This is a genomic window from Pseudomonas ulcerans (genome assembly GCF_036324125.1).
Classification (GTDB): Bacteria; Pseudomonadota; Gammaproteobacteria; order Pseudomonadales; family Pseudomonadaceae; genus Aquipseudomonas; species Aquipseudomonas ulcerans.
The window spans coordinates 40,845-59,011 of sequence record NZ_JAZDQN010000039.1; the positions used below are offsets into that span (position 1 = coordinate 40,845).

16 protein-coding genes and 1 riboswitch are annotated in these 18,167 nt (G+C 66.8%); of the genes, 10 read left to right on the forward strand and 6 right to left on the reverse strand.

Going from position 1 to position 18,167, the window contains the following annotated elements; all coding sequences use genetic code 11:
- Position 1: 1 nt before the first annotated feature.
- Positions 2–520: an RNA polymerase factor sigma-70 gene (locus tag V0R59_RS25410; RefSeq protein ID WP_330077454.1), complete on the reverse strand. Its 519-nt coding sequence runs from the start codon at positions 518–520 to the stop codon at positions 2–4.
- Between the two features lie 153 nt (positions 521–673).
- On the opposite strand from V0R59_RS25410, the gene V0R59_RS25415 reads away from it, so the two are divergent.
- The 5 genes from V0R59_RS25415 to V0R59_RS25435 all read left to right on the forward strand — a co-directional run bounded on the left by V0R59_RS25415 (position 674) and on the right by V0R59_RS25435 (position 7,105).
- A complete protein-coding gene (locus tag V0R59_RS25415; RefSeq protein ID WP_330077455.1) occupies positions 674–1,624 on the forward strand; it encodes a FecR family protein in 951 nt (316 codons plus the stop codon).
- Between the two features lie 120 nt (positions 1,625–1,744).
- Positions 1,745–4,117, forward strand: coding sequence for a TonB-dependent siderophore receptor (locus tag V0R59_RS25420; RefSeq protein ID WP_330077456.1), 2,373 nt, complete (start codon positions 1,745–1,747; stop codon positions 4,115–4,117).
- Between the two features lie 268 nt (positions 4,118–4,385).
- A complete protein-coding gene (locus V0R59_RS25425) occupies positions 4,386–4,838 on the forward strand; it encodes a hypothetical protein (protein ID WP_330077457.1) in 453 nt (150 codons plus the stop codon).
- Between the two features lie 215 nt (positions 4,839–5,053).
- Entirely contained in the window at positions 5,054–5,512 is a 459-nt protein-coding gene (locus V0R59_RS25430; RefSeq protein ID WP_330077458.1) for a bifunctional diaminohydroxyphosphoribosylaminopyrimidine deaminase/5-amino-6-(5-phosphoribosylamino)uracil reductase RibD, read from the forward strand.
- A gap of 249 nt (positions 5,513–5,761) precedes the next feature.
- Positions 5,762–7,105 carry an MFS transporter gene (locus V0R59_RS25435; RefSeq protein ID WP_330077459.1) on the forward strand — a complete coding sequence of 448 codons (1,344 nt, stop codon included), beginning with the start codon at positions 5,762–5,764 and terminating at the stop codon, positions 7,103–7,105.
- A 4-nt stretch (positions 7,106–7,109) separates the two neighbouring features.
- Here V0R59_RS25435 and V0R59_RS25440 read toward each other — a convergent pair whose 3' ends face one another.
- Together V0R59_RS25440 and V0R59_RS25445 are read right to left on the reverse strand one after the other, a co-directional pair.
- Complete coding sequence (locus tag V0R59_RS25440; protein WP_330105845.1) at positions 7,110–7,541, reverse strand: hypothetical protein; 432 nt, start codon at positions 7,539–7,541, stop codon at positions 7,110–7,112.
- Positions 7,542–7,651: 110 nt separating this feature from the next.
- Positions 7,652–8,356 carry a hypothetical protein gene (locus V0R59_RS25445; RefSeq protein WP_330077461.1) on the reverse strand — a complete coding sequence of 235 codons (705 nt, stop codon included), beginning with the start codon at positions 8,354–8,356 and terminating at the stop codon, positions 7,652–7,654.
- A 97-nt stretch (positions 8,357–8,453) separates the two neighbouring features.
- Positions 8,454–8,651: riboswitch (cobalamin riboswitch) on the forward strand.
- Between the two features lie 128 nt (positions 8,652–8,779).
- Here V0R59_RS25445 and V0R59_RS25450 point away from each other — a divergent pair.
- Positions 8,780–9,718, forward strand: a complete 939-nt coding sequence (locus V0R59_RS25450; protein ID WP_330077462.1) for a LysR family transcriptional regulator — start codon at positions 8,780–8,782, stop codon at positions 9,716–9,718.
- Here V0R59_RS25450 and V0R59_RS25455 read toward each other — a convergent pair.
- Together V0R59_RS25455 and V0R59_RS25460 are read right to left on the reverse strand one after the other, a co-directional pair.
- Entirely contained in the window at positions 9,681–10,121 is a 441-nt protein-coding gene (locus V0R59_RS25455) for an MAPEG family protein (protein ID WP_330077463.1), read from the reverse strand. The genes V0R59_RS25450 and V0R59_RS25455 overlap by 38 nt on opposite strands.
- Positions 10,118–10,429 (reverse strand): DUF2834 domain-containing protein, encoded by a 312-nt coding sequence (locus tag V0R59_RS25460; RefSeq protein WP_330077464.1) that lies wholly within the window; start codon positions 10,427–10,429, stop codon positions 10,118–10,120. Before V0R59_RS25460 ends, V0R59_RS25455 begins: the two co-directional genes overlap by 4 nt.
- 110 nt (positions 10,430–10,539) lie before the next feature.
- On the opposite strand from V0R59_RS25460, the gene V0R59_RS25465 reads away from it, so the two are divergent.
- On the forward strand, positions 10,540–11,364 hold the full coding sequence (locus V0R59_RS25465) for a helix-turn-helix domain-containing protein (protein WP_330077465.1): 825 nt from the start codon (positions 10,540–10,542) through the stop codon (positions 11,362–11,364).
- A gap of 186 nt (positions 11,365–11,550) precedes the next feature.
- On the opposite strand, the gene V0R59_RS25470 is transcribed toward V0R59_RS25465, so the two are convergent.
- Positions 11,551–12,870, reverse strand: coding sequence for a PDZ domain-containing protein (locus V0R59_RS25470; protein ID WP_330077466.1), 1,320 nt, complete (start codon positions 12,868–12,870; stop codon positions 11,551–11,553).
- Positions 12,871–13,111: 241 nt separating this feature from the next.
- On the opposite strand from V0R59_RS25470, the gene V0R59_RS25475 reads away from it, so the two are divergent.
- From V0R59_RS25475 to V0R59_RS25485, 3 genes are all read left to right on the forward strand, one after another.
- Positions 13,112–14,212, forward strand: coding sequence for a S1C family serine protease (locus V0R59_RS25475; RefSeq protein ID WP_330077467.1), 1,101 nt, complete (start codon positions 13,112–13,114; stop codon positions 14,210–14,212).
- Positions 14,213–14,333: 121 nt separating this feature from the next.
- Positions 14,334–15,317 (forward strand): D-2-hydroxyacid dehydrogenase family protein, encoded by a 984-nt coding sequence (locus tag V0R59_RS25480; protein ID WP_330077468.1) that lies wholly within the window; start codon positions 14,334–14,336, stop codon positions 15,315–15,317.
- Between the two features lie 110 nt (positions 15,318–15,427).
- Positions 15,428–18,007, forward strand: a complete 2,580-nt coding sequence (locus V0R59_RS25485; protein ID WP_330077469.1) for a PAS domain-containing protein — start codon at positions 15,428–15,430, stop codon at positions 18,005–18,007.
- The last annotated feature ends 160 nt before the right edge of the window (positions 18,008–18,167 follow it).

The window sequence follows — 18,167 nt, forward strand, 5'->3', positions numbered from 1 at the left end:
TTCAGATTGCCTTGTCGCGGCAGTGCAGCAAGGCATCGCGGATCATCGTGCTGACCAGCGCCGGCGACACGCCGAGGGCCTTGGCGATCTCGTTCTGCTTCATGCCGTGGATCCGGCTCATCTCGAACGCGCGGCGGGTCCGCTCGGGCAGGTCGGCCAGGGCCACGGCGATGCGTTCGAGGATCTGCTGGTCGGCGATCAGGGCTTCCGGGGTCCCGCCGGCGAGGGTCGAAGCTTCGTCGCAGTCGCTTTCCTGGCTGATCAGGTTGTCCTCGAACTGGCGGCGCCGGTAGTCGTCGATCGACAGGTTGCGTACCACGCGGTTGAGGTACGACGCCTGGGAATGGATCTGCTCGCTACGCGCTACCGTGTCGACCTTCATGAAGGCGTCGTGGACGATGTCTTCGGCGCGACTGCGGCAGCCGATGATCTTCGCCGCCAGCCCGACCAGGCGCGAGCGCTGGGCGGAGAACACCTCTAGCAAGGGGGAACCACCGCGGGCTGCACCGGTTTTTTGCATGAGGCACCTGATCTGCACGTGAAGGCCGTGGGCACGGCCGCAGAATCTAGTATTGATAAGAACTATTTGCAACAAGTCTCTCGGTTTCGAATTGCCACCCCCAGGAAAAAGCAGATGGAGTAAGCTTGCGCAAATTCCGTCGTGTCCTGCCCGATGCCCAACCCTTCCCTGCCCGAGAAAACGCCGAGCGAAATGGCCGCCGACTGGTGCGTGCGCCTGCATTTCGAGGAATGCAGCGACGCCGATCGGGCCGAATTCCTGCGTTGGTACCATGCCGATCCGGCACATGCCGCCGAGTACGCGAACATGTGCCGGATATGGCAGGTGAGCGAGCAGTTGCCGACACTCTCCACCCGCACGGCCCGGCGCCGGGCCCTGCCGCTGCTGGCGCGGGCTGCGGTGGTGGTACTGGCGCTGGGCGGAGCCTGGAGCGCGGGCTGGGCCTGGGGCGTGCTGCCGGGCGAAGTGCGCTACTTCGCCGCCGAGGGGCAGCGGCGCCAGGTGCAGTTGCCGGACCTCAGCCGGGTCGAACTGAACCAGCGCACCGGCTTGCTCTACCTGGGCTACCGCCAGCAGCGCCAGGTATACCTGCGCGATGGCGAAGCCTTCTTCGACGTCCAGCGCGACCTCGACAAGCCATTCCTGATCAGTGCCGACAACGCCAGCGTGCGCGTCACCGGCACCCACTTCAACGTCTGGACCGCCCCGACGCAGACCACTGTCACCGTGTCCGAAGGCGCGGTGCTGGTGTCCCATGGCGACGGTGGCGAGGGCCGCAACCAGGGCGCCGAGCTCACCGCCGGCCTGCAGGCCGAAATGCGCAATGGCCGGCTGGCGCAACTGCGCCGGGTGGATCCGGCACGGGCCACGGCCTGGCGCAACGGCAAGCTGATGCTGGATGACGTCAGCCTGCGCGAGGCGCTGCCGTTGATCAATCGCTACCTCGATGCGCCCCTGCAACTGGATGGCGACGGTGTCGGCGAGCTGCGTGTGGGTGGAATCTACGACACCACCGAGCTGGACCGACTGGTGTCGGCGTTGCCGCAGATCCTGCCGGTGACGTTGCGTCGGGATGACGGTGTGATCCGCGTTTCGCCGCGCTGACGGTACCCGCCCCTTTCGCTGAACAAATTCCGCCTTCATTCGTCGATCAGGCAAGCCCCCGGACATCCTCTGTCAGCGGGGCAGTCACGCCAACATAAAAGCAGAATCACCAGGAGCATCATGAGCGCCCTTCCCTTCACGCCAACGGCCCAGGGCCTGCGCCGCGCCATTGCCGCCGCAGCTTTCGGTCTCGCCATCGCCCTGCCCGCCCAGGCCGAACCGGTATCGGTCGACATCCCCGCCAAGACCCTGGCGTCGGCCCTGGCCGACCTGGGCACCCAGACCGCGCTGCAGATCATCTACAGCCAGGACACTGTCTCGGGCCTGCGCAGCCACGGCGTCAGCGGCCAGATGGAGCCAGAGCAGGCGCTGCGCCAAATGCTTCAGGGCACCGGCATCGCCTACCAGCTCGACGGCAACCACGTGACCCTGCAGGGCAAGCGCGAAGACGCTGCGATCGCCCTGCCCAGCACCAGCATCGCCGGCCAGGCCTACAGTTCGGTCAGCCCTGACGACGGCTACGTGGCCAAGCGCGCCTCGGCGGGAAGCAAGACCGACACACCGATCATCGAGACGCCCTACTCGGTGTCGGTGGTGACCCGCGAGCAGATCAAGGCCCAGCAACCCAAGACCGTGTCCCAGGCCCTGCGCTACACCCCCGGCATCAACACCGAGCTGGCCGGCCCGCAGTTCGTCACCGACCAGATGACCATACGCGGCTTCCAGCAAGGCACCGGGCGCATGCTGCGCGATGGCACCCGCACCTTCCTGCCCGAGTTCCTCGGCTGGGACGCGCCCGAACCCTACGGGCTGGAACGGGTCGAGGTGCTGCGTGGTGCCAGCTCGGTGCTGTATGGCGCGTCCGACCCCGGCGGCCAGATCAACCTGGTGAGCAAGCGCCCGACCACCGAGCCGCTGCACGAGATCCAGCTGCAGGCGGGCAACCACGACTATCGCCAGGTCGCCTTCGATTTCGGCGACGCCCTCGACGAGGAAGGTCGCTGGAGCTATCGCCTCACCGGCCTGTTCCGCGAAGCCGACGCCCAGGCCGAGCACATCACCAACCGCCGCGAATACCTGGCCCCGGCGATCAGCTTCCGGCCCGATGCGGACACCGAGCTGACCGTGCTGGCCGAGTACCAGAAGCAGACCGGCAACTTCGCCAACCCGCTGCCGGCCCAGGGCACCGTATTCCATGATCCCCGTGGCCGCCTGGATCGCGACACCTACGTCGGCGACAGCGCCCACGACTACATGACCAACGAAAAGACCTCCCTGGGCTATGTGTTCGAACGCCACCTCGACGAGGTCTGGACCCTGCGCCAGAACGTACGCTACAGCGACTACCGCCAGTCCAGCGCGGAAATCGCCCTGTTCGGCCCTGCGGGCGACCAGTACTCACGCTACAGCGACCAACGCAAGGGCGACGGCCGCCTGTTCACCCTGGACACCCAGGTGCAGGCCAACTTCGCCACCGGCGCGGTGGAGCACACCCTGCTGACCGGCGTCGACTACAACAACGGCAAGTTCGACCAGGCCCAGTCCCTCGACTTCATCCTGCAAAGCTTCGATGTCTTCAAACCGGTCTATGGCCAGCCGCTGGACACGGTCCCCGTCAGTGCTGCCGACTACGAGCAGAAGCTGTCGCAGACCGGCCTGTACCTGCAGGACCAGTTGAAGATCGGCCAGTGGGTGTTCCTTCTCGGCGGTCGCTACGACTGGGCCAGCAACCAGAAGGACGACCGTACGCCGCAGACCCAGAAGGACGAGAAGTTCAGCGGCCGCGCCGGCATCGTCTACCTGTTCGACAATGGCCTGGCGCCGTACGCCAGCTATAGCGAATCGTTCCTGCCGGTGATGGGCGTGACCGCCAGCAACGCGCAGTTGCAGCCGGAGGTCGGCAAACAGTACGAAGTCGGCCTGAAGTACGAGCCGCCGGGCGCCAACAGCCTGTACACCCTGGCCGTGTTCGACCTGACCAAGCAGAACGCCACCGAGAACGTCGGCGGCTCCTCGCGCCAGGACGGCGAGGTACGTTCGCAAGGTGTGGAGCTGGAAGCCCGGAGCGAAGTCACCAGCGGCCTCAACCTGATCGGCACCTACACCTGGAACGATGTCGAAGTGACCCGGTCGGACCTCGGCAGGAAAGGCAACACACCGTTCCGGATTCCAGAGCACATGGCTTCGGCCTGGGCCGACTACCGGGTCCAGGGCGGTCCGCTGGAAGGCCTGCGCCTGGGTGGCGGTGCCCGTTATGTCGGCAGTACCTTCGGCGACCTGGACAACAGCTTCAAGGTCGACAGCTATGTCGTGGTCGACGCCTTGGTGGCCTATGAGCTGGGCAAGCTGGATGCGTCACTCGATGGCGTGGAGCTGGCGCTGAACGCGACCAACCTGCTGGACGAGAAGTACGTGGCGGGATGCTACAGCACCATGGGTTGCCAGTATGGGCAGCAGCGAACGCTGTACGGGAGTGTGACGTACAACTGGTGATTCTCTGGGTCGGGAACTCGGCTCTACGTCTATGGGAGCGGCTCTACCGGAACGCCGCGATTGCAATGGTGAATTCACCGACGCAATCGCGGGTGAACCCGCTCCCACAGGGTCCACGTTGCTCTTTAGACCTGTTCTCTGCGCGACAGCGCAGCCTGAAAGGCTGGGCGGACTCCCACAGGCCTCCCTTGGCCACAAGGTCCGCCCCCAATACAAACCGGCTTCGTCACCTGCTAGCATCCGCGCTCCCGACACCTGAGCCATCACCATGCCACGGATTGCCACCCTCTCCCTCCTTGCCGCCCTCGTTGCCCAGCCGGCATTCGCCTGGGAGTCATTCGAGTGCGCGGGAGCCGTCGTCGACTTCAGCATCGACACCAGCCTGCGTTCCACCGAGGGGGCGGACGTGATCCTGCGGGTGGACAACGGATCGCGTTCGACCGTCCTGCGCTACGGCAGCATCGACTACGTGGGCGCCACCTGCGACACCGATAGCGAAAACCGGCCGCGCATCGTCTACCAGGCCATCTGCGCAGGCAGCGGCTGCTTCGACCTGTCGAACTGGGGAGTGATCGATCCGGACAGCCTGCGGGTGCTGCTGGTGCCGGCGGACGACAGCCTGGAGAAAGCGACCGTGCTGCTCGGTCATCGACCGACGCTCGACGGCGAGAAGCTGAGCGTGAGCAAGGAGGCGCATCGGTTGGGGCTGCCGACACCCTAGTGTGGTGTTTCACAAATAACGACCATAACTCGCGGCGCTTTTTGCGCTCATGCTGCGTTGTCGCTCCTCGCCGTAGCTGGGCTACGACTCGTCGCGCCGCCTTGCCTGAGCGCAAAAATCACTCGCGACTTATTGGCCGTATTTGCAAAACACCACACTAGTGATCGAGCGCGCAGTTTCCCGAAACACTGATTTCACTCGCAAGGACCTTGGGTATGACGCCTACCAGCAAACAGCACGCTTTCACCGATGCGGACCGGCACCTGATGAGCCTGGCCCTGGAACAGGGCCGGCGCGCCCTCCCCGATTGCCGACCCAATCCCCCCGTGGGCTGCGTCCTCGTGCGCGATGGGGTCGTTGTCGCCAGCGGCTACACGCAGCCACCCGGCCAGCATCACGCCGAAGCGATGGCGTTGGCGCAACTGCCGGCGGAGCAAGAGGGGCTGACGGCCTACGTGACGCTGGAGCCCTGCTCGTTCGCGGGGCGGACGCCGTCCTGTGCCCTGGCCCTGGTAGCCAACCGCGTAAAGCGCGTGCATGTCGCGCTGATCGATCCTGATCCACGCAATGCCGGGGCCGGCATTGCGCTGCTTCGGCAGGCGGGTATCGAAGTCACGGTAGGCTTGCTTGAGGATCAGGCACGGCGTGACCTGGCACCCTACCTTCATGCATGACGACAGTGCAGCGCTGAACGATCGGCAGCGCTGCGATTGCTCATCGGAGTGAGCGCCCAGGCCCGGGAGCAAGGCTGGGCCACCTTCGATCCACACCCGATACGACCCCCACCATCCTGAACGAGACACGCACCTTGCCGGCCGGCAGGTGTGCATTCCATCGTGCGCGAAACCTACAAGACCGCATCCCGCAGCACTTCATCCACTGCCCATCCTTTGCCGGAAGAACAATCCAGGAGAGCACCGGTCATGAGTGAAACGATCACCGTATCCCCCGCCACCTTGCGCAAAGTGACTGCGGCAGCGGCCGTGGGCAACTTCGTCGAATGGTTCGACTTCGCCGTCTACGGCTTCCTCGCCACCATCATCGCCAGGCAGTTCTTCGCCAGCGACGACCCCAACGCCGCCCTGCTGCAGACCTTCGCCGTATTCGCCGTGGCCTTCGCCCTGCGCCCGCTGGGCGGGATCGTGTTCGGGGCGATGGGCGACCGGCTGGGACGCAAGCGCGTGCTGTCGATCACCGTGCTGATGATGGCCGGCGCCACCACGGTGATCGGCCTGCTGCCGACCTACGCCAGCATCGGCCTGCTGGCACCGGTGCTGCTGACCTTGACCCGCTGCGTCCAGGGCTTCTCCGCCGGCGGCGAGTACGCCGGGGCCTGCGCCTACCTGATGGAGCATGCGCCGAATCACCGTCGCGGCTGGTATGGCAGCTTCCTGCCGGTGTCGACCTTCTCGGCGTTCGCCAGCGCGGCGGTGATCGCCTATCTGCTGGAGGCCAGCCTGGCGCCCGAGGCCATGGCCCAGTGGGGCTGGCGCGTGCCGTTCCTGGTGGCGGCACCGCTGGGTGTGGTCGGCCTGTACCTGCGCTGGCGGATGGAGGAAACGCCGGCGTTCCGCCTGGCCATGGCCGAGCAGAAGGAGCACGCCCATTCACCGCTGCGCGAGACCCTGGCCCAGCAGAAAGGCGTGATGCTGCGCCTGGGCGCGTTCATTTCCCTGACGGCGCTGTCGTTCTACATGTTCACCACCTACTTCGCCACCTACCTGCAGGTGGTCGGCCACCTGAGCCGGGCGCAGGCGCTCATGGTGTCGACCATCGCCCTGCTGTTCGCCGCCGGCGCCTGCCCGGCGGCAGGTGCCTTCGCCGATCGCTTCGGACGCCGGCGGACCATCGGCGTGACCTGCCTGTGGGTGATCCTCATGGTCTTCCCGGCGTACTGGCTGGCCAGCTCCGGCAGCGTGCCGGCCGCGGTGTGCGGGGTCATCCTGCTGGCGGTGGGCGCGGTGATGTCCGGGGTGGTCACCGCCGCCCTGCTCTCCGAAGTATTCCCGACCCGCACCCGCTACACCGCCTCGGCGATGACCTATAACGTCGCTTACACCCTGTTCGGCGGCACCGCGCCGCTGATGGCGACCTGGTTGATCGGCCTCAGCGGCAGCAGCCTGGCGCCGGCGTTCTACCTGGTGGTGATTGCGCTGGTGGCGCTGCTGGGTGGGCTGGCATTGCCGGAGACCTCGCGGATTTCGCTACATGACGAACCGGGCAGCGCCAGCGCCGACCTGCTGCGGGGGACCGGCGACACGGCCTGAAACCTCATTCCGGAATACCGGTCACCTTGTGCAACGCACGCATCGCGCACGGTGGCCGCGCACCTTCCGGATCGACCTGCTCGCACTGCTTCAACAGCGGATAGACATCGGCGAACTTCAGACTGGCCAGTTGCTCCCCGTGTTGCTGCGATACGAAGCAATGCTCGAAGCGGTAGGCGGCATACACCTCGGGACGCAGAGGCGGGAAATCGTAGACCTCATCGACAATCGCCTTGAATACCTCGGGCATCTGCACGTCGGACACGGGCGGCGCATAGGTGAGCAGGTCGCGCTTGGTCACCCCCGCCTCCCGGGCCCGGAGTGCTTGCTTGGCCAGGTCGACGGAGGCCTGCATGCCTTGGGGAACAGGGCAATCGGAGGCGGCCAGTGCCGCTGTCGACGCCAGGGTGCCCAGCAGGGCGAGTAGTGCAACCATCCTTGTCATGAGTTTCCTATTCGGTCTGTGAGAATGCGGCCTTCGACAGGCCAGGCCGGCCCGGGTTCGATACTGGATCGAAATTAGCGCATCCGAGACGGCGTGGAGGATCAACTGGCCATGATCGCCAGCCGTTTCTTCGCCTTGTAGCAGTCGTTGAGATCGAGGGCCTTGCGGTAGTACTCGGCGCGTCGGGCGCGATTGCCATCGCCCTGCAACCGGTAGATCTCGGCCTGGAAGTCACGACTGCTGCCCCACTGCATGCCCAGGCCTGGAGGCGTTTCACGCTTGCATTCGAGCAAGCTGGCAGGCTGCGGGAAGTAGCGCTCGTACCGGGGCATGCTGGTCTCAACGACCTGCAGCGCCAACTTGTACTCGGGTGTGTCGGTGTAGGCCGGGCAGAAGGAGGCGATCTCCAGTGCCGGCGGAGCGAAGCCGCGGCCCAGGCTGCGCTCGAACAGGGAACAGGCTTTTTCCCGTGTCACGTCGTTCGGTTCCAACAGCACGTAGATCAGTCCGAGGCGGTACTGGGCGACAGGGTGATCGAGGGCCGCTGCCTGCTCAAGCAAGGGTATCGCCGGCTTGAGCGTCTCACCGGCTTCAGCGGCGCTATCCAGGGATCGCCGCTTTTCCTCCGCGCTGGTCCCTGGCGTGATCGCCGTCACGGCCTCGAACTTGCTGTTGGCCTTCTGCAGATACGGGACGGCCTGCTGGTAGAAGCTGTCGGCCTGAGGATCGATGTGGAATCCATCGGCGGCGCAGAGCGGTGAAAGCAGGCAACCTGCCAGGGTGTAGCGCCAGCATTGGCTGAACATGGAGGGGCTTCCTTGCGTGACATGCGGTCGTAACGTAACGAAATCTGTCCCTCACCACCAGCCCGGCATGGCAACCTTTCCCTGCCCGGCCCGATGGTCTACCATGCCGCCCGCCGGTTTCCACCTCGGAATTAATAGGGAATCCGTCGCTCGCCAGCACGCGAGCCAAACGGAACTGCCCCCGCAACTGTAGGTGCCGAGCCCGCTCCTGAAACGCCACTGGACAGAGTCCGGGAAGGCTGGAGCCGGGCCATGACGCATCAGTCAGGAGACCTGCCGGCAAACATTCACCAACCGGCGGGGTGTCCGGGATGGCCATCCTTTGCCCTGTCCAGGGTGCTTGTCCCGTGCCTGCGCGGGGCATGCCGATGCCTGTCCGTGCGTCTCTCCCGCGTATTGTTCGACGGGGGTCGACGTCCGCTCATGATCGACTTGAGACACCTGCGCACGCTCCATGCCCTGCGCGAAACCAACAGCCTGCCCGAGGCCGCCGAGCGCCTGCACCTGACCCAGTCGGCGCTGTCGCATCAGTTCCGCGAACTGGAACATCGCCTCGGCTTGCCGGTGTTCGTGCGCAAGTCCCGGCCGGTGCGTTTCACCACCGCCGGCCTCAAGCTGCTGCAACTGGCCGACCAGGTGCTGCCGCTGATCCGCACCACCGAGCGCAACCTGAGCAAGCTGCTGGGCGGCAGCGCCGACCGCCTGCACATCGCGATCGAGTGCCACAGCTGCTACCAGTGGCTGATGCCCTCGCTGGACGAATTCCGCAGCGCCTGGCCGGAGGTGGAACTGGACCTCGCCTCGGGCCTGGCGTTCGCGCCGCTGCCGGCCCTGGAGCGCGGCGACCTCGACCTGGTGGTGACCTCCGACCCGCTGCCCCTGCCCGGCATCACCTACGTGCCGCTGTTCGGCTACGAGGCCATGCTCGCCCTCGACAAGCACCATGCCCTGCGCAGGAAGCCGTGCCTGGAACCGGCCGACCTCGCCGGCCAGACCCTGATCACCTACCCGATCGAGCGCGATCGCCTGGACATCTTCACCCGCTTCCTCGACCCGGCCGACGTCGAGCCGGCCCAGGTACGCACCGCCGAAATGACGGTGATGATGATGCAACTGGTGGCCAGCGGCCGTGGCGTCTGCTGCCTGCCGAACTGGGCATTGCACGAATACACCGCCCGCGGCTACGTGATTGCCAGGCGCCTGGGCCAGGACGGCCTGCAGGCCACGCTGTACGCGGCGGTACGCAGCGACATGCTGGAGGTGCCGTACATGAGTGACTTCCTGCTCACGGCCAAGGACATTTCCTTTGCCACGCTGGAGGGCGTCAATGCCGCTCCAGCATCTCCAGCGCAGCAACCGTGATAATCACGCCAATCCCCAGCAGGCATGCCGTCCCGACACCGTAGAACAGCGTCCGCCACGGCTGCCAGCGGGCGAGGTAGGCCAGCGTGTGAAGGATCCGCGCCAGGGTGAACAGCACGCATGACGCCATGCACCAGGCCGCCGGCACATCGAGGGCGACCGCCAGCGCGCCGAGGGCGAAGAACACCGGGATGTTCTCCAGGTCGTTGGCCCAGACCTTCGAGGCCCGTATCACCTCCGGGTGCTCGGTCGCCATCGCACGCCGCTGGAACACGGCGGCGTCCTCCGGATTGACGAAGGCCTTGAGGCGCAGGCGGAAGTAGCCCTGGTAACAGGACACCGCTAGCATCTTGGCGAACAGGACCACCACGCACAGGGCGTAGACCGCAAGGCTGTCGCTCACGCCCGCTGCCCCTGCGCCACGCCACGAACCGCCAGGTACAGCAGCGGCCCCAGCGAGACGAACAGGGCCGTCAGCAACAGATAAGGCACCAGCGCCCGGGTCGAGCCGCCGCGCTGGCGGTTGTCCCGGACCATCCAGAAACCGGCCAGGCCGGCCATCAGGTACAGGTCGATGACCAGCTGGGCGGTGTCGGGGCTGGAGATCAGCTCCAGGCCGAAGGCCAGCAGCGACTGCTCGGCGGTGGCGATCGTCCAGGCGGTGTAGAAGGTGAGTGGTACCAGTATTGCCAGCGCGATGAGGCGAACCATGGGGGTGTCTCCGGTTAGTGTGTCCCGGCAAAGGTAGTGATAGGCTGGCTCGCCTCTCAATGACCTGGGAGGTCATGGACACCGCACACAAGGACGGACAGAGTCGCCCCATGAACCCGCCACCCTTCCACCACGCCCATCCCGCCTCGACACTCCCCGCCGGCCAGCACCTGCGCCAGCTGCGTCGGCAGGCCGGCCTGAGCCAGCTCGACCTGGCGCTGATGACCGGTATTTCCCAGCGCCACCTGAGCTGCGTGGAGACCGGCCGTGCCAAGCCCGGTCCCGGCACCCTGCATGCCCTGCTCTCGGCCCTCGGCGCGCCGCTGGAGCACGGCAACGAAGTCTTCCTCGCGGCCGGCTATGCGCCCCGCTACGCCATCTCGCCGCTGGATGCGCCGGCACTGGACATGGTGCACAACGCCATCGGCCATATTCTCCAGGCGAACAATCCGGCGCCGGCAATCGTCATCGACCGCAACTGGGACATCACCGCCAGCAACACCAGCGTGGGACTGCTGCTGGCCATGGTCGGCGTGCCGGCGAGCGAGGGCATGAACCTCAACCTGCTGCAGACCCTGATGCACCCGGACGGGCTGGGCAGTCATATCGTCAATGCCCGGGAAGTCCGCGCGGCGGCCTGGCAGCGGGCGTCTCGCGAAGCGGCGGGCAACCCGTACCTGAGCGATCTGCTGCGGGAACTGCCGGCGCCTGAACCCGGGGATGAAAAGGCGGAGGCCACGCCTGTCCTGCTGACCCGGGTGAATACCCCGGGCGGTGAACTGAGGTTCCTGTCCACCTTCACCACGTTCGGCATGCCGCTCGACATCAGCGTGGAATCGATGCGGATCGAGCATCTGATTCCTGCGGACGAGGTGACGTGGCAAAGGATGCGGGCGGCATTCGAGGCGTGGTCCGGGGAGCAGGTACCGGCGTGAGATAAATGCCTGCAGCTCATGGAACACCGCATAACTCATTGACTCAGCAGGGACTTGTGGGAGCGGGTTGACCGGGACGCCGGACCGCCGCGATTACGATAGTGAACTCACCGGAGTCATCGCGGGTAAACCCGCTCCCACAAGGTCTGCGTCGCTCTCTAGACCTGTTCTCTGCGCGACAGCCAGTTAGTCACCATTGAGCACCAGCTTCAGCTCCTTGCGCGCCTGGCTCCGCCACACCACCACGGAAGCGTTGTAGCCCTTGCGGGTCTTCGCGGCGACCGCGGTGAAGTCGTCAGGCGAGGCGATCTCCTGGCCGGACACTTCGAGGATCACGTCCAGCGCCTTGAAACCCGCGCGATCGGCCTGCCCGCCCTTGCTGGTTTCCACCACCCAGGCGCCCTTGGCCGCCGGCAGGCCCACTGCCTTGGCGTAGTCGGGGGTCAGTGTCGCCAGCTGCATGTCCAGCAGCCCCGGGGTCGCCGCCGGTTTCGCGCTGGCGGCGCTACGCGCAGGGACCGTGGAAGGCTTGCGCGGGCCGACCAGCACGGGCACGTCGATAAAGCCGTTGCCTCGCCAGACCTTCAACTGCGCGGTCGCACCCGTGGGCATGTTGCCGACGGCCACCAGATACTCCTCGGCATCCGTCACCGGCGCCCCGTTCACCGCCACTACCACGTCGGCGAACTTCAGCCCCGCCCGCTCGGCGTTGCCACCCGGCAACACTTTCTCCACCGAAACCCCCTGCTCCGGCATGTTCAGCCGTCGCGCCTTGACCGGGTCCATGCCGCTGACGGAGGCACCCGTGCGGCCCACGCCATTGCCATCCCAGGCGGGGCAGTCGCGGTTGTCGAAGATCTTGCGCACGGCCACGCGCTTGTACGCACCCCAGGCCTGGATTTCCGGGGTCGTGGTGTCTTCCATCGCGCGAGCGTAGACCAAGGCCTGGTTGAGGTAGTCACAGGAACGGTTCTGGTAGCGCGCGGGCGTTTCCTGGGCGATCCAGCCCGACAACCCGGTCTGCGGCAAACCCGTCGAGGAAACAGTGCCCCACCCAGGGGAAGGCTTGGCCAGCACCGCGGCAAAGCTCGCCGGGTCACGCTCCACCGGCGCCGGGCTGGAGGCTGCCGGCGTGGCAGATGTCAGCGCCTGCGGGATGGCGCAGCCCTTCTCGCCGATGACCTGCTGCGCCGCTTCCAGCGCCGTCCGCCCGCCCCAGCTCTTCGGATCGCGGGTCACGGACTCGACGCGCTCGGGCCAGAAGGCGGTGATCTTGTCGCAGGTCTCGCCGCGGTACTGGTTGATGAAGACGGTCTTCATTTCCGCCTCGTGCTGGGCCGCGTAATCGGCCTCGCTCGGCCCTGCGGCATCGGCGGCATACATGATCGGGTCGGTGATGATGGAAATCGGGTCCAGTATGCAGCCGCCCAGCAGGGCGAAGGTGGAACCCAGCGCGACCGTGCGTGTGGCAGTAAAGACGGCGTCCATGGAATTGAACGGTTTCATGTTGGCGACCCTCCCCAGGGCAAACTGACATCATGTCTCAGCTCTGGTTGTCCAGCATAGAGGGCGGCAGCGGAATTGCCCTGCGCACTTACCATCACCTCGCAACAGCCTGATCCGGCCATTTTGCAGGCGCCAGAAAATCGATATGGCGTAATGCCTTTAGCTGATTTAGCTTAGCCGCCCATTGACGCCCCTCGAAATCGCGGGGCAATCGGACAGGATCGAAGGGAGCATCGTGGCGATGGGTGGATCACTGGGAATCGCGTTGCGCCTGGGCACGCTGATGATGGCGGGCGGCCTGCTGGGCGGTTGCGTGGCGCAAGCAGCCCATGCGGTGTTCTCGCCCATGATCACCTCCGCCAGCGAAAGCCTGCAGACCCCCGAAAGCGTGGGCATCACCCCCGCGACCTGGCGCGGCAAGAGCTGCGAGGAACTCGCCAGCAGTCATGGCTACATGGCGGACATCCAGCGCAAGACCGCCGCCTCCGGGGATGCCCACATGGCCAAGGTGCACGGCTGGCAGCTCGACGCGATCCAGCAGGTGCGCAACGAGCAAGGATGCCTGAGCGGCAATGCCGTGGTTGCCCAGGCTCAACCGACAACGACAGTCATTGCTCCCTCCGCCCCGGCTGCAACGTCCAGCGCCCGCGACCTCGGCCTGACCCTGCAGCGCCCTGGCCCTGAACTGGTCAAGGCCCTGGGCCTGGCGAACAACGAGGGCGCCTGGGTGGTCGACGTGGCCCCGGGCAGTGCCGCCGCCAACGCCGGTCTCAAGGCGATGGATGTGATCCTCGACGTGTCCGGCCAGGTGGTCGACAGCCCCGACGATTTCCTCGCCATCACCGGGAAACTGCGCGCCGGCTACCAGGCCAGTCTCACGGTCTGGCGCAACCGTGCCAGCCGTGAGGTGGCGCTGGCCATTCCGGACAGGCCGGCTGCGGCGGTCGCGCTCGCCAGCGCACCGGTCAACACGCCACCACCCGTCAGCCCGACGCTGGCCGATGCGCGCTATTGCAACGCGGTGGTCGGCACCCAGCATACCTATGGCTCGACGGTCAGTCCGGTCAAGCAGGTTCCCGGCGCCGCCAACGACATTGCCTCGGCGCTCAGGAGCTATATCGCCAAGGTCCGCCAGACCCAACCCGGCGTCTGGGGCGAGCTCACGCTGAACAGCACCATCTGCCAACCCGGCGCCGTCATCTGCAGCGCCGAAGGCACCGGCCCCGGCGGCAAGAAGCAGAACGCCTTTGCGTTCTGCTTCAAGACCGAGGCGCAGGCCAGGACACAATGGGCCGAAATGCAGAAAGGCGATCCCCAGGCCGTGGTCGTCGACTGGCCTTGACCGGCCTGCCGTACCCGGGGGAGCGGAGCCTTCGTCCTTGCCAGGATTGCTGCTGTCGGGGCCGCGCTGCGGCCCGGGCGATGGTATCGTCGACCCTCCCGCCCCTCCGGACCCCGCCACCATGCACATTGTCATCCCCGACGACTACCAGCACGTGATCCGCAGCCTCGATTGCTTCGCCCGCCTGGCCGGGCACGAGGTGACGGTGCTGCACGACGTCCAGCCCGCCTCGCTGGAGCAACTGGCCGAGCGCTTCGCCGACGCCGAAGCCCTGGTGCTGACCCGCGAACGCACGCGCATCGACGCGGCCCTGCTCGATCGCCTGCCCAGGCTCAGGCTGATCAGCCAGACCGGCAAGGTGTCCGGCCATCTCGACCTGGACGCCTGCAGTGCCCGCGGCATCGTCGTCACCGAAGGCCGCGGCTCGCCGGTCGCCCCGGCCGAGCTGGCCTGGACCCTGATCCTCAACGCCCGCCGCCAGCTGGTGCCGGCCATCGACGCCTTCCGCGAGGGCCGCTGGCAGGTCAACCTGGGGCAGGCCCTCGCCGGACAGACCCTGGGCATCTGGGGCTACGGCAAGATCGGTCAGCGCCTGGCGCGCTACGCCCAGGCCTTCGATCTGCCGGTGCTGGTCTGGGGCAGCGAGGCCAGCCGCGCCGCAGCCACGGCGGACGGCCATCGTGCCGCCGCCTCGCGGGAGGCGTTCTTTGCCGAAGCGGACATTCTCAGCCTCAACCTGCGCCTCTCCGAGCGAACCCGCCATGCCGTCACCTTCGCCGACCTGGCGCGGATGAAGCCCGATGCCCTGCTGGTCAACGTCAGCCGCGCCGAACTGATCGCCCCGGGGGCCCTGCTTCGCGCCCTCGACGCGGGGCGGCCGGGGTTCGCCGCGGTGGACGTGTACGAGCAGGAACCGCTGCTCGACCTGGCCGATCCGCTGCTCCGCCACCCTCGGGCGCTGTGTACCCCACACCTGGGCTACGTCGAGAAGAACGGCTACGAGCTGTATTTCGGCGATGCCTTCGACAACCTGCTGGCGTTTGTCGCCGGGTCGCCGCAGAACGTCGCCAACCCGCAGGCGCTGGCGACGCAGCGACAGGGTTGAAGCCGTTGCTGCCACCAGTGAACCAATGGGCCGCCCTGCCCTCCCATTGAGACACTGGCAAATTGATTCCAGCGTTCCCGCAAAACAGCTTTCACCAAGGTATGGCGACAATGGCAAACAGCAAGTGGCCCCTGGCCCAGGGACGGATGGCCGACCTGATCCGCGAGCATGACTGGGCGACGACCGCGCTCGGCCCCATCGAACACTGGCCGCAGAGCCGCAAGATCGCCATCGAGCTGATGCTTTCGTCCGGCCACGCCATGCAGATCGTCTGGGGGCCGGAGCAGGTCATGCTGTACAACGATGCCTACGCGCCCATGCTCGGCCAGCGCCATCCGCAGGCGCTGGGCGCGCGTTTTTGCGAGGCCTGGCCGGAAATCTGGGACGACATCGCGCCGCTTGTGGATCAGGTCTACGCCGGCGAGACGATCAGGTTCGAGGAGCTGCCCCTGGTCATGACCCGCCGTGGCTTCCCGGAAGATACCTGGTGGAGCTTCTCCTACTCGCCGCTGCGCGACGAGTCCGGTGCGGTGGCCGGGCTGCTCAACGTCACCCTGGAAGCCACCGGACGGGTGCGGGCCGAGCGCGCCGAGCGTGAGCGCGACGAGGCCCATGCCCGCCTGCAGCACAACGAGGCGCGCTTGCAGGCCCTGGTCGCCGCCAGCTCGGACGTGGTCTACAGCATGAGTCCCGACTGGAAGGAAATGCGCCAGCTCACCGGGCGTGGCTTCGTCGCCGATACCCGGGTGCCGAGCATCCGCTGGCTCGACGACTACCTGCTGGCGGAAGACCGCGCCTGGGTGCTCGCCGCCATCGACAAGGCCATCGCCGCGCGCAAGGTGTTCGAGCTGGAACACCGCGTGCGCCGCGCCGACGGCAGTATCGGCTGGACCTTTTCCCGGGCGGTGCCGGTGTTCGGCGCCGACGGCGAGATCAGCGAATGGTTCGGCATGGCCGCGGACATCACCGAGCAGCGCGAAAGCGCACGACGCCAGGCCTTCCTGCTCAAGCTCTCCGACACCCTGCGCCCGCTGGACGATCCCCGCGCGCTGAAACAGGCGGCGGCGCACCTGCTCGGCGAGTACCTCGGGGTCAACCGGGTGTTCTACGCCGAGGTCGACGACGCCCGGGTGAGCATCCCCGGCAACTACGAAAACGATATCGTGCCGCTGACCCCGGGCTGGTACGAAAGCTCCGTGTACGGCGACTGGATGATGGACACCTATCGCCGCGGCGAGGTGTTGAACTTCAGCGACTCGCAGCACGACCCGCGCTGCAGCCCGGCCGAACGTGCCGCGCTGGCGGAGCTGCAGGTGATCGCCGCACTGGGCGTCGGCCTGATGAAGGGTGGTTGCCTGAGGTCGATCCTGGTCATGCAGAGCGCCGTCCCGCGACTGTGGACGGCGGAAGAAACCACGCTGCTCAACGATGTCGCCGAACGCACCTGGGTGGCCATCGAGCGCGCCCGGGCCGGCCAGGAGCTGGAAGCCCGGGTCGGTGAGCGCACCGCCGAACTGCAGGACGCCCTGGACCACCTGAACCGCGAGACCGCCGAGCGCCAGCTGGCCGAGGAACGCCTGCGCCAGAGCGAAAAACTCAAGGCCGTCGGCCAATTGACCGGCGGCATCGCCCACGACTTCAACAACATGCTCCAGGGCCTGATGAGCGCCCTAGGCCTGGTCCGCACCCGGGTGACCCAGGGCCGGGGCCCGGAAGCCATCGACTACCTCGACGCAGCGCTGAAGGCCGCCAACCGCGCCGGGGCCCTGACCCAGCGCCTGCTGGCGTTCTCGCGCCTGCAGACCCTGGCGCCGCGGCCGGTGAGCATGGACCAGATCGCCCGGGGCATGGAAGACATGATCCGCAGCACGGTGGGCCCGGCGGTGCAGGTCGAGCTGGAGCTGGCGGAGGGTCGCTGGCAGGTGCTGTGCGACCCGGGGCAGATGGAAAGCGCCCTGCTCAACCTGTGCATCAATGCGCGCGATGCCATGCCCGATGGCGGCTGGCTGACCATCAGCACCGAGGAACGCCTGCTGCAACGTGACGACCTGGCGGACTTCGACGACCTGCAGCCTGGCCGCTACGCCGTCGTGGCGGTGAGCGACACCGGCACCGGCATGCGCCCGGACGTCCTCGCCCGCGCCTTCGAGCCGTTCTTCACCACCAAGCCGGCGGGCCAGGGCACGGGGCTGGGGCTTAGCCAGATCTATGGCTTCATGCGCCAGTCGGGCGGGCTGGTGCAGATCGATACCCAGGTCGACAAAGGCACCACCGTACGGCTCTGCCTGCCGCTGCTGGAGGCCGCCGACCTGCAACCCCAGGCCCCCGTCAGCAACGGCAAGACACTATTGCTGGTGGAGGATGAACACGAGGTACGCGCCCTGCTCGCCGACCAGTTGCGCGACCTGGGCTATCGGGTGCTGGAAGCGGATACCGCGGCGGCGGCGCAGCGCATCCTCAACACGGGTGCCCATGTCGACCTGATGGTCACCGACTTCGGCTTGCGCGGTGGCGTCACCGGCCGGCAGTTGGCCGATGCGGTGCGTGAAAAGGCCCCGGGGTTGCCGGTGATCTTCATCACCGGCTTCGCCGGGGCCGAGCCGTTGCTGGGCGAGGATGTACTGCGCAAGCCGTTCGAGACGGCGGCGCTGGCGAGCCTGATCGAGGTTCGGCTGGCGGCGGCGTCCTGAAGCGACGGACGCCATAGCTGAATACCGGAGCCGACAAGGCACAAGGCGGACCTTGTGGGAGCGGGTTCACCCGCGATTGCGTCGGTGATGCCACCAAGCGAAAGCCGGGGTCACCCCCCCCCCCCGGGGACCCGTGCCCAACCCGAGCCTGCGACACGCC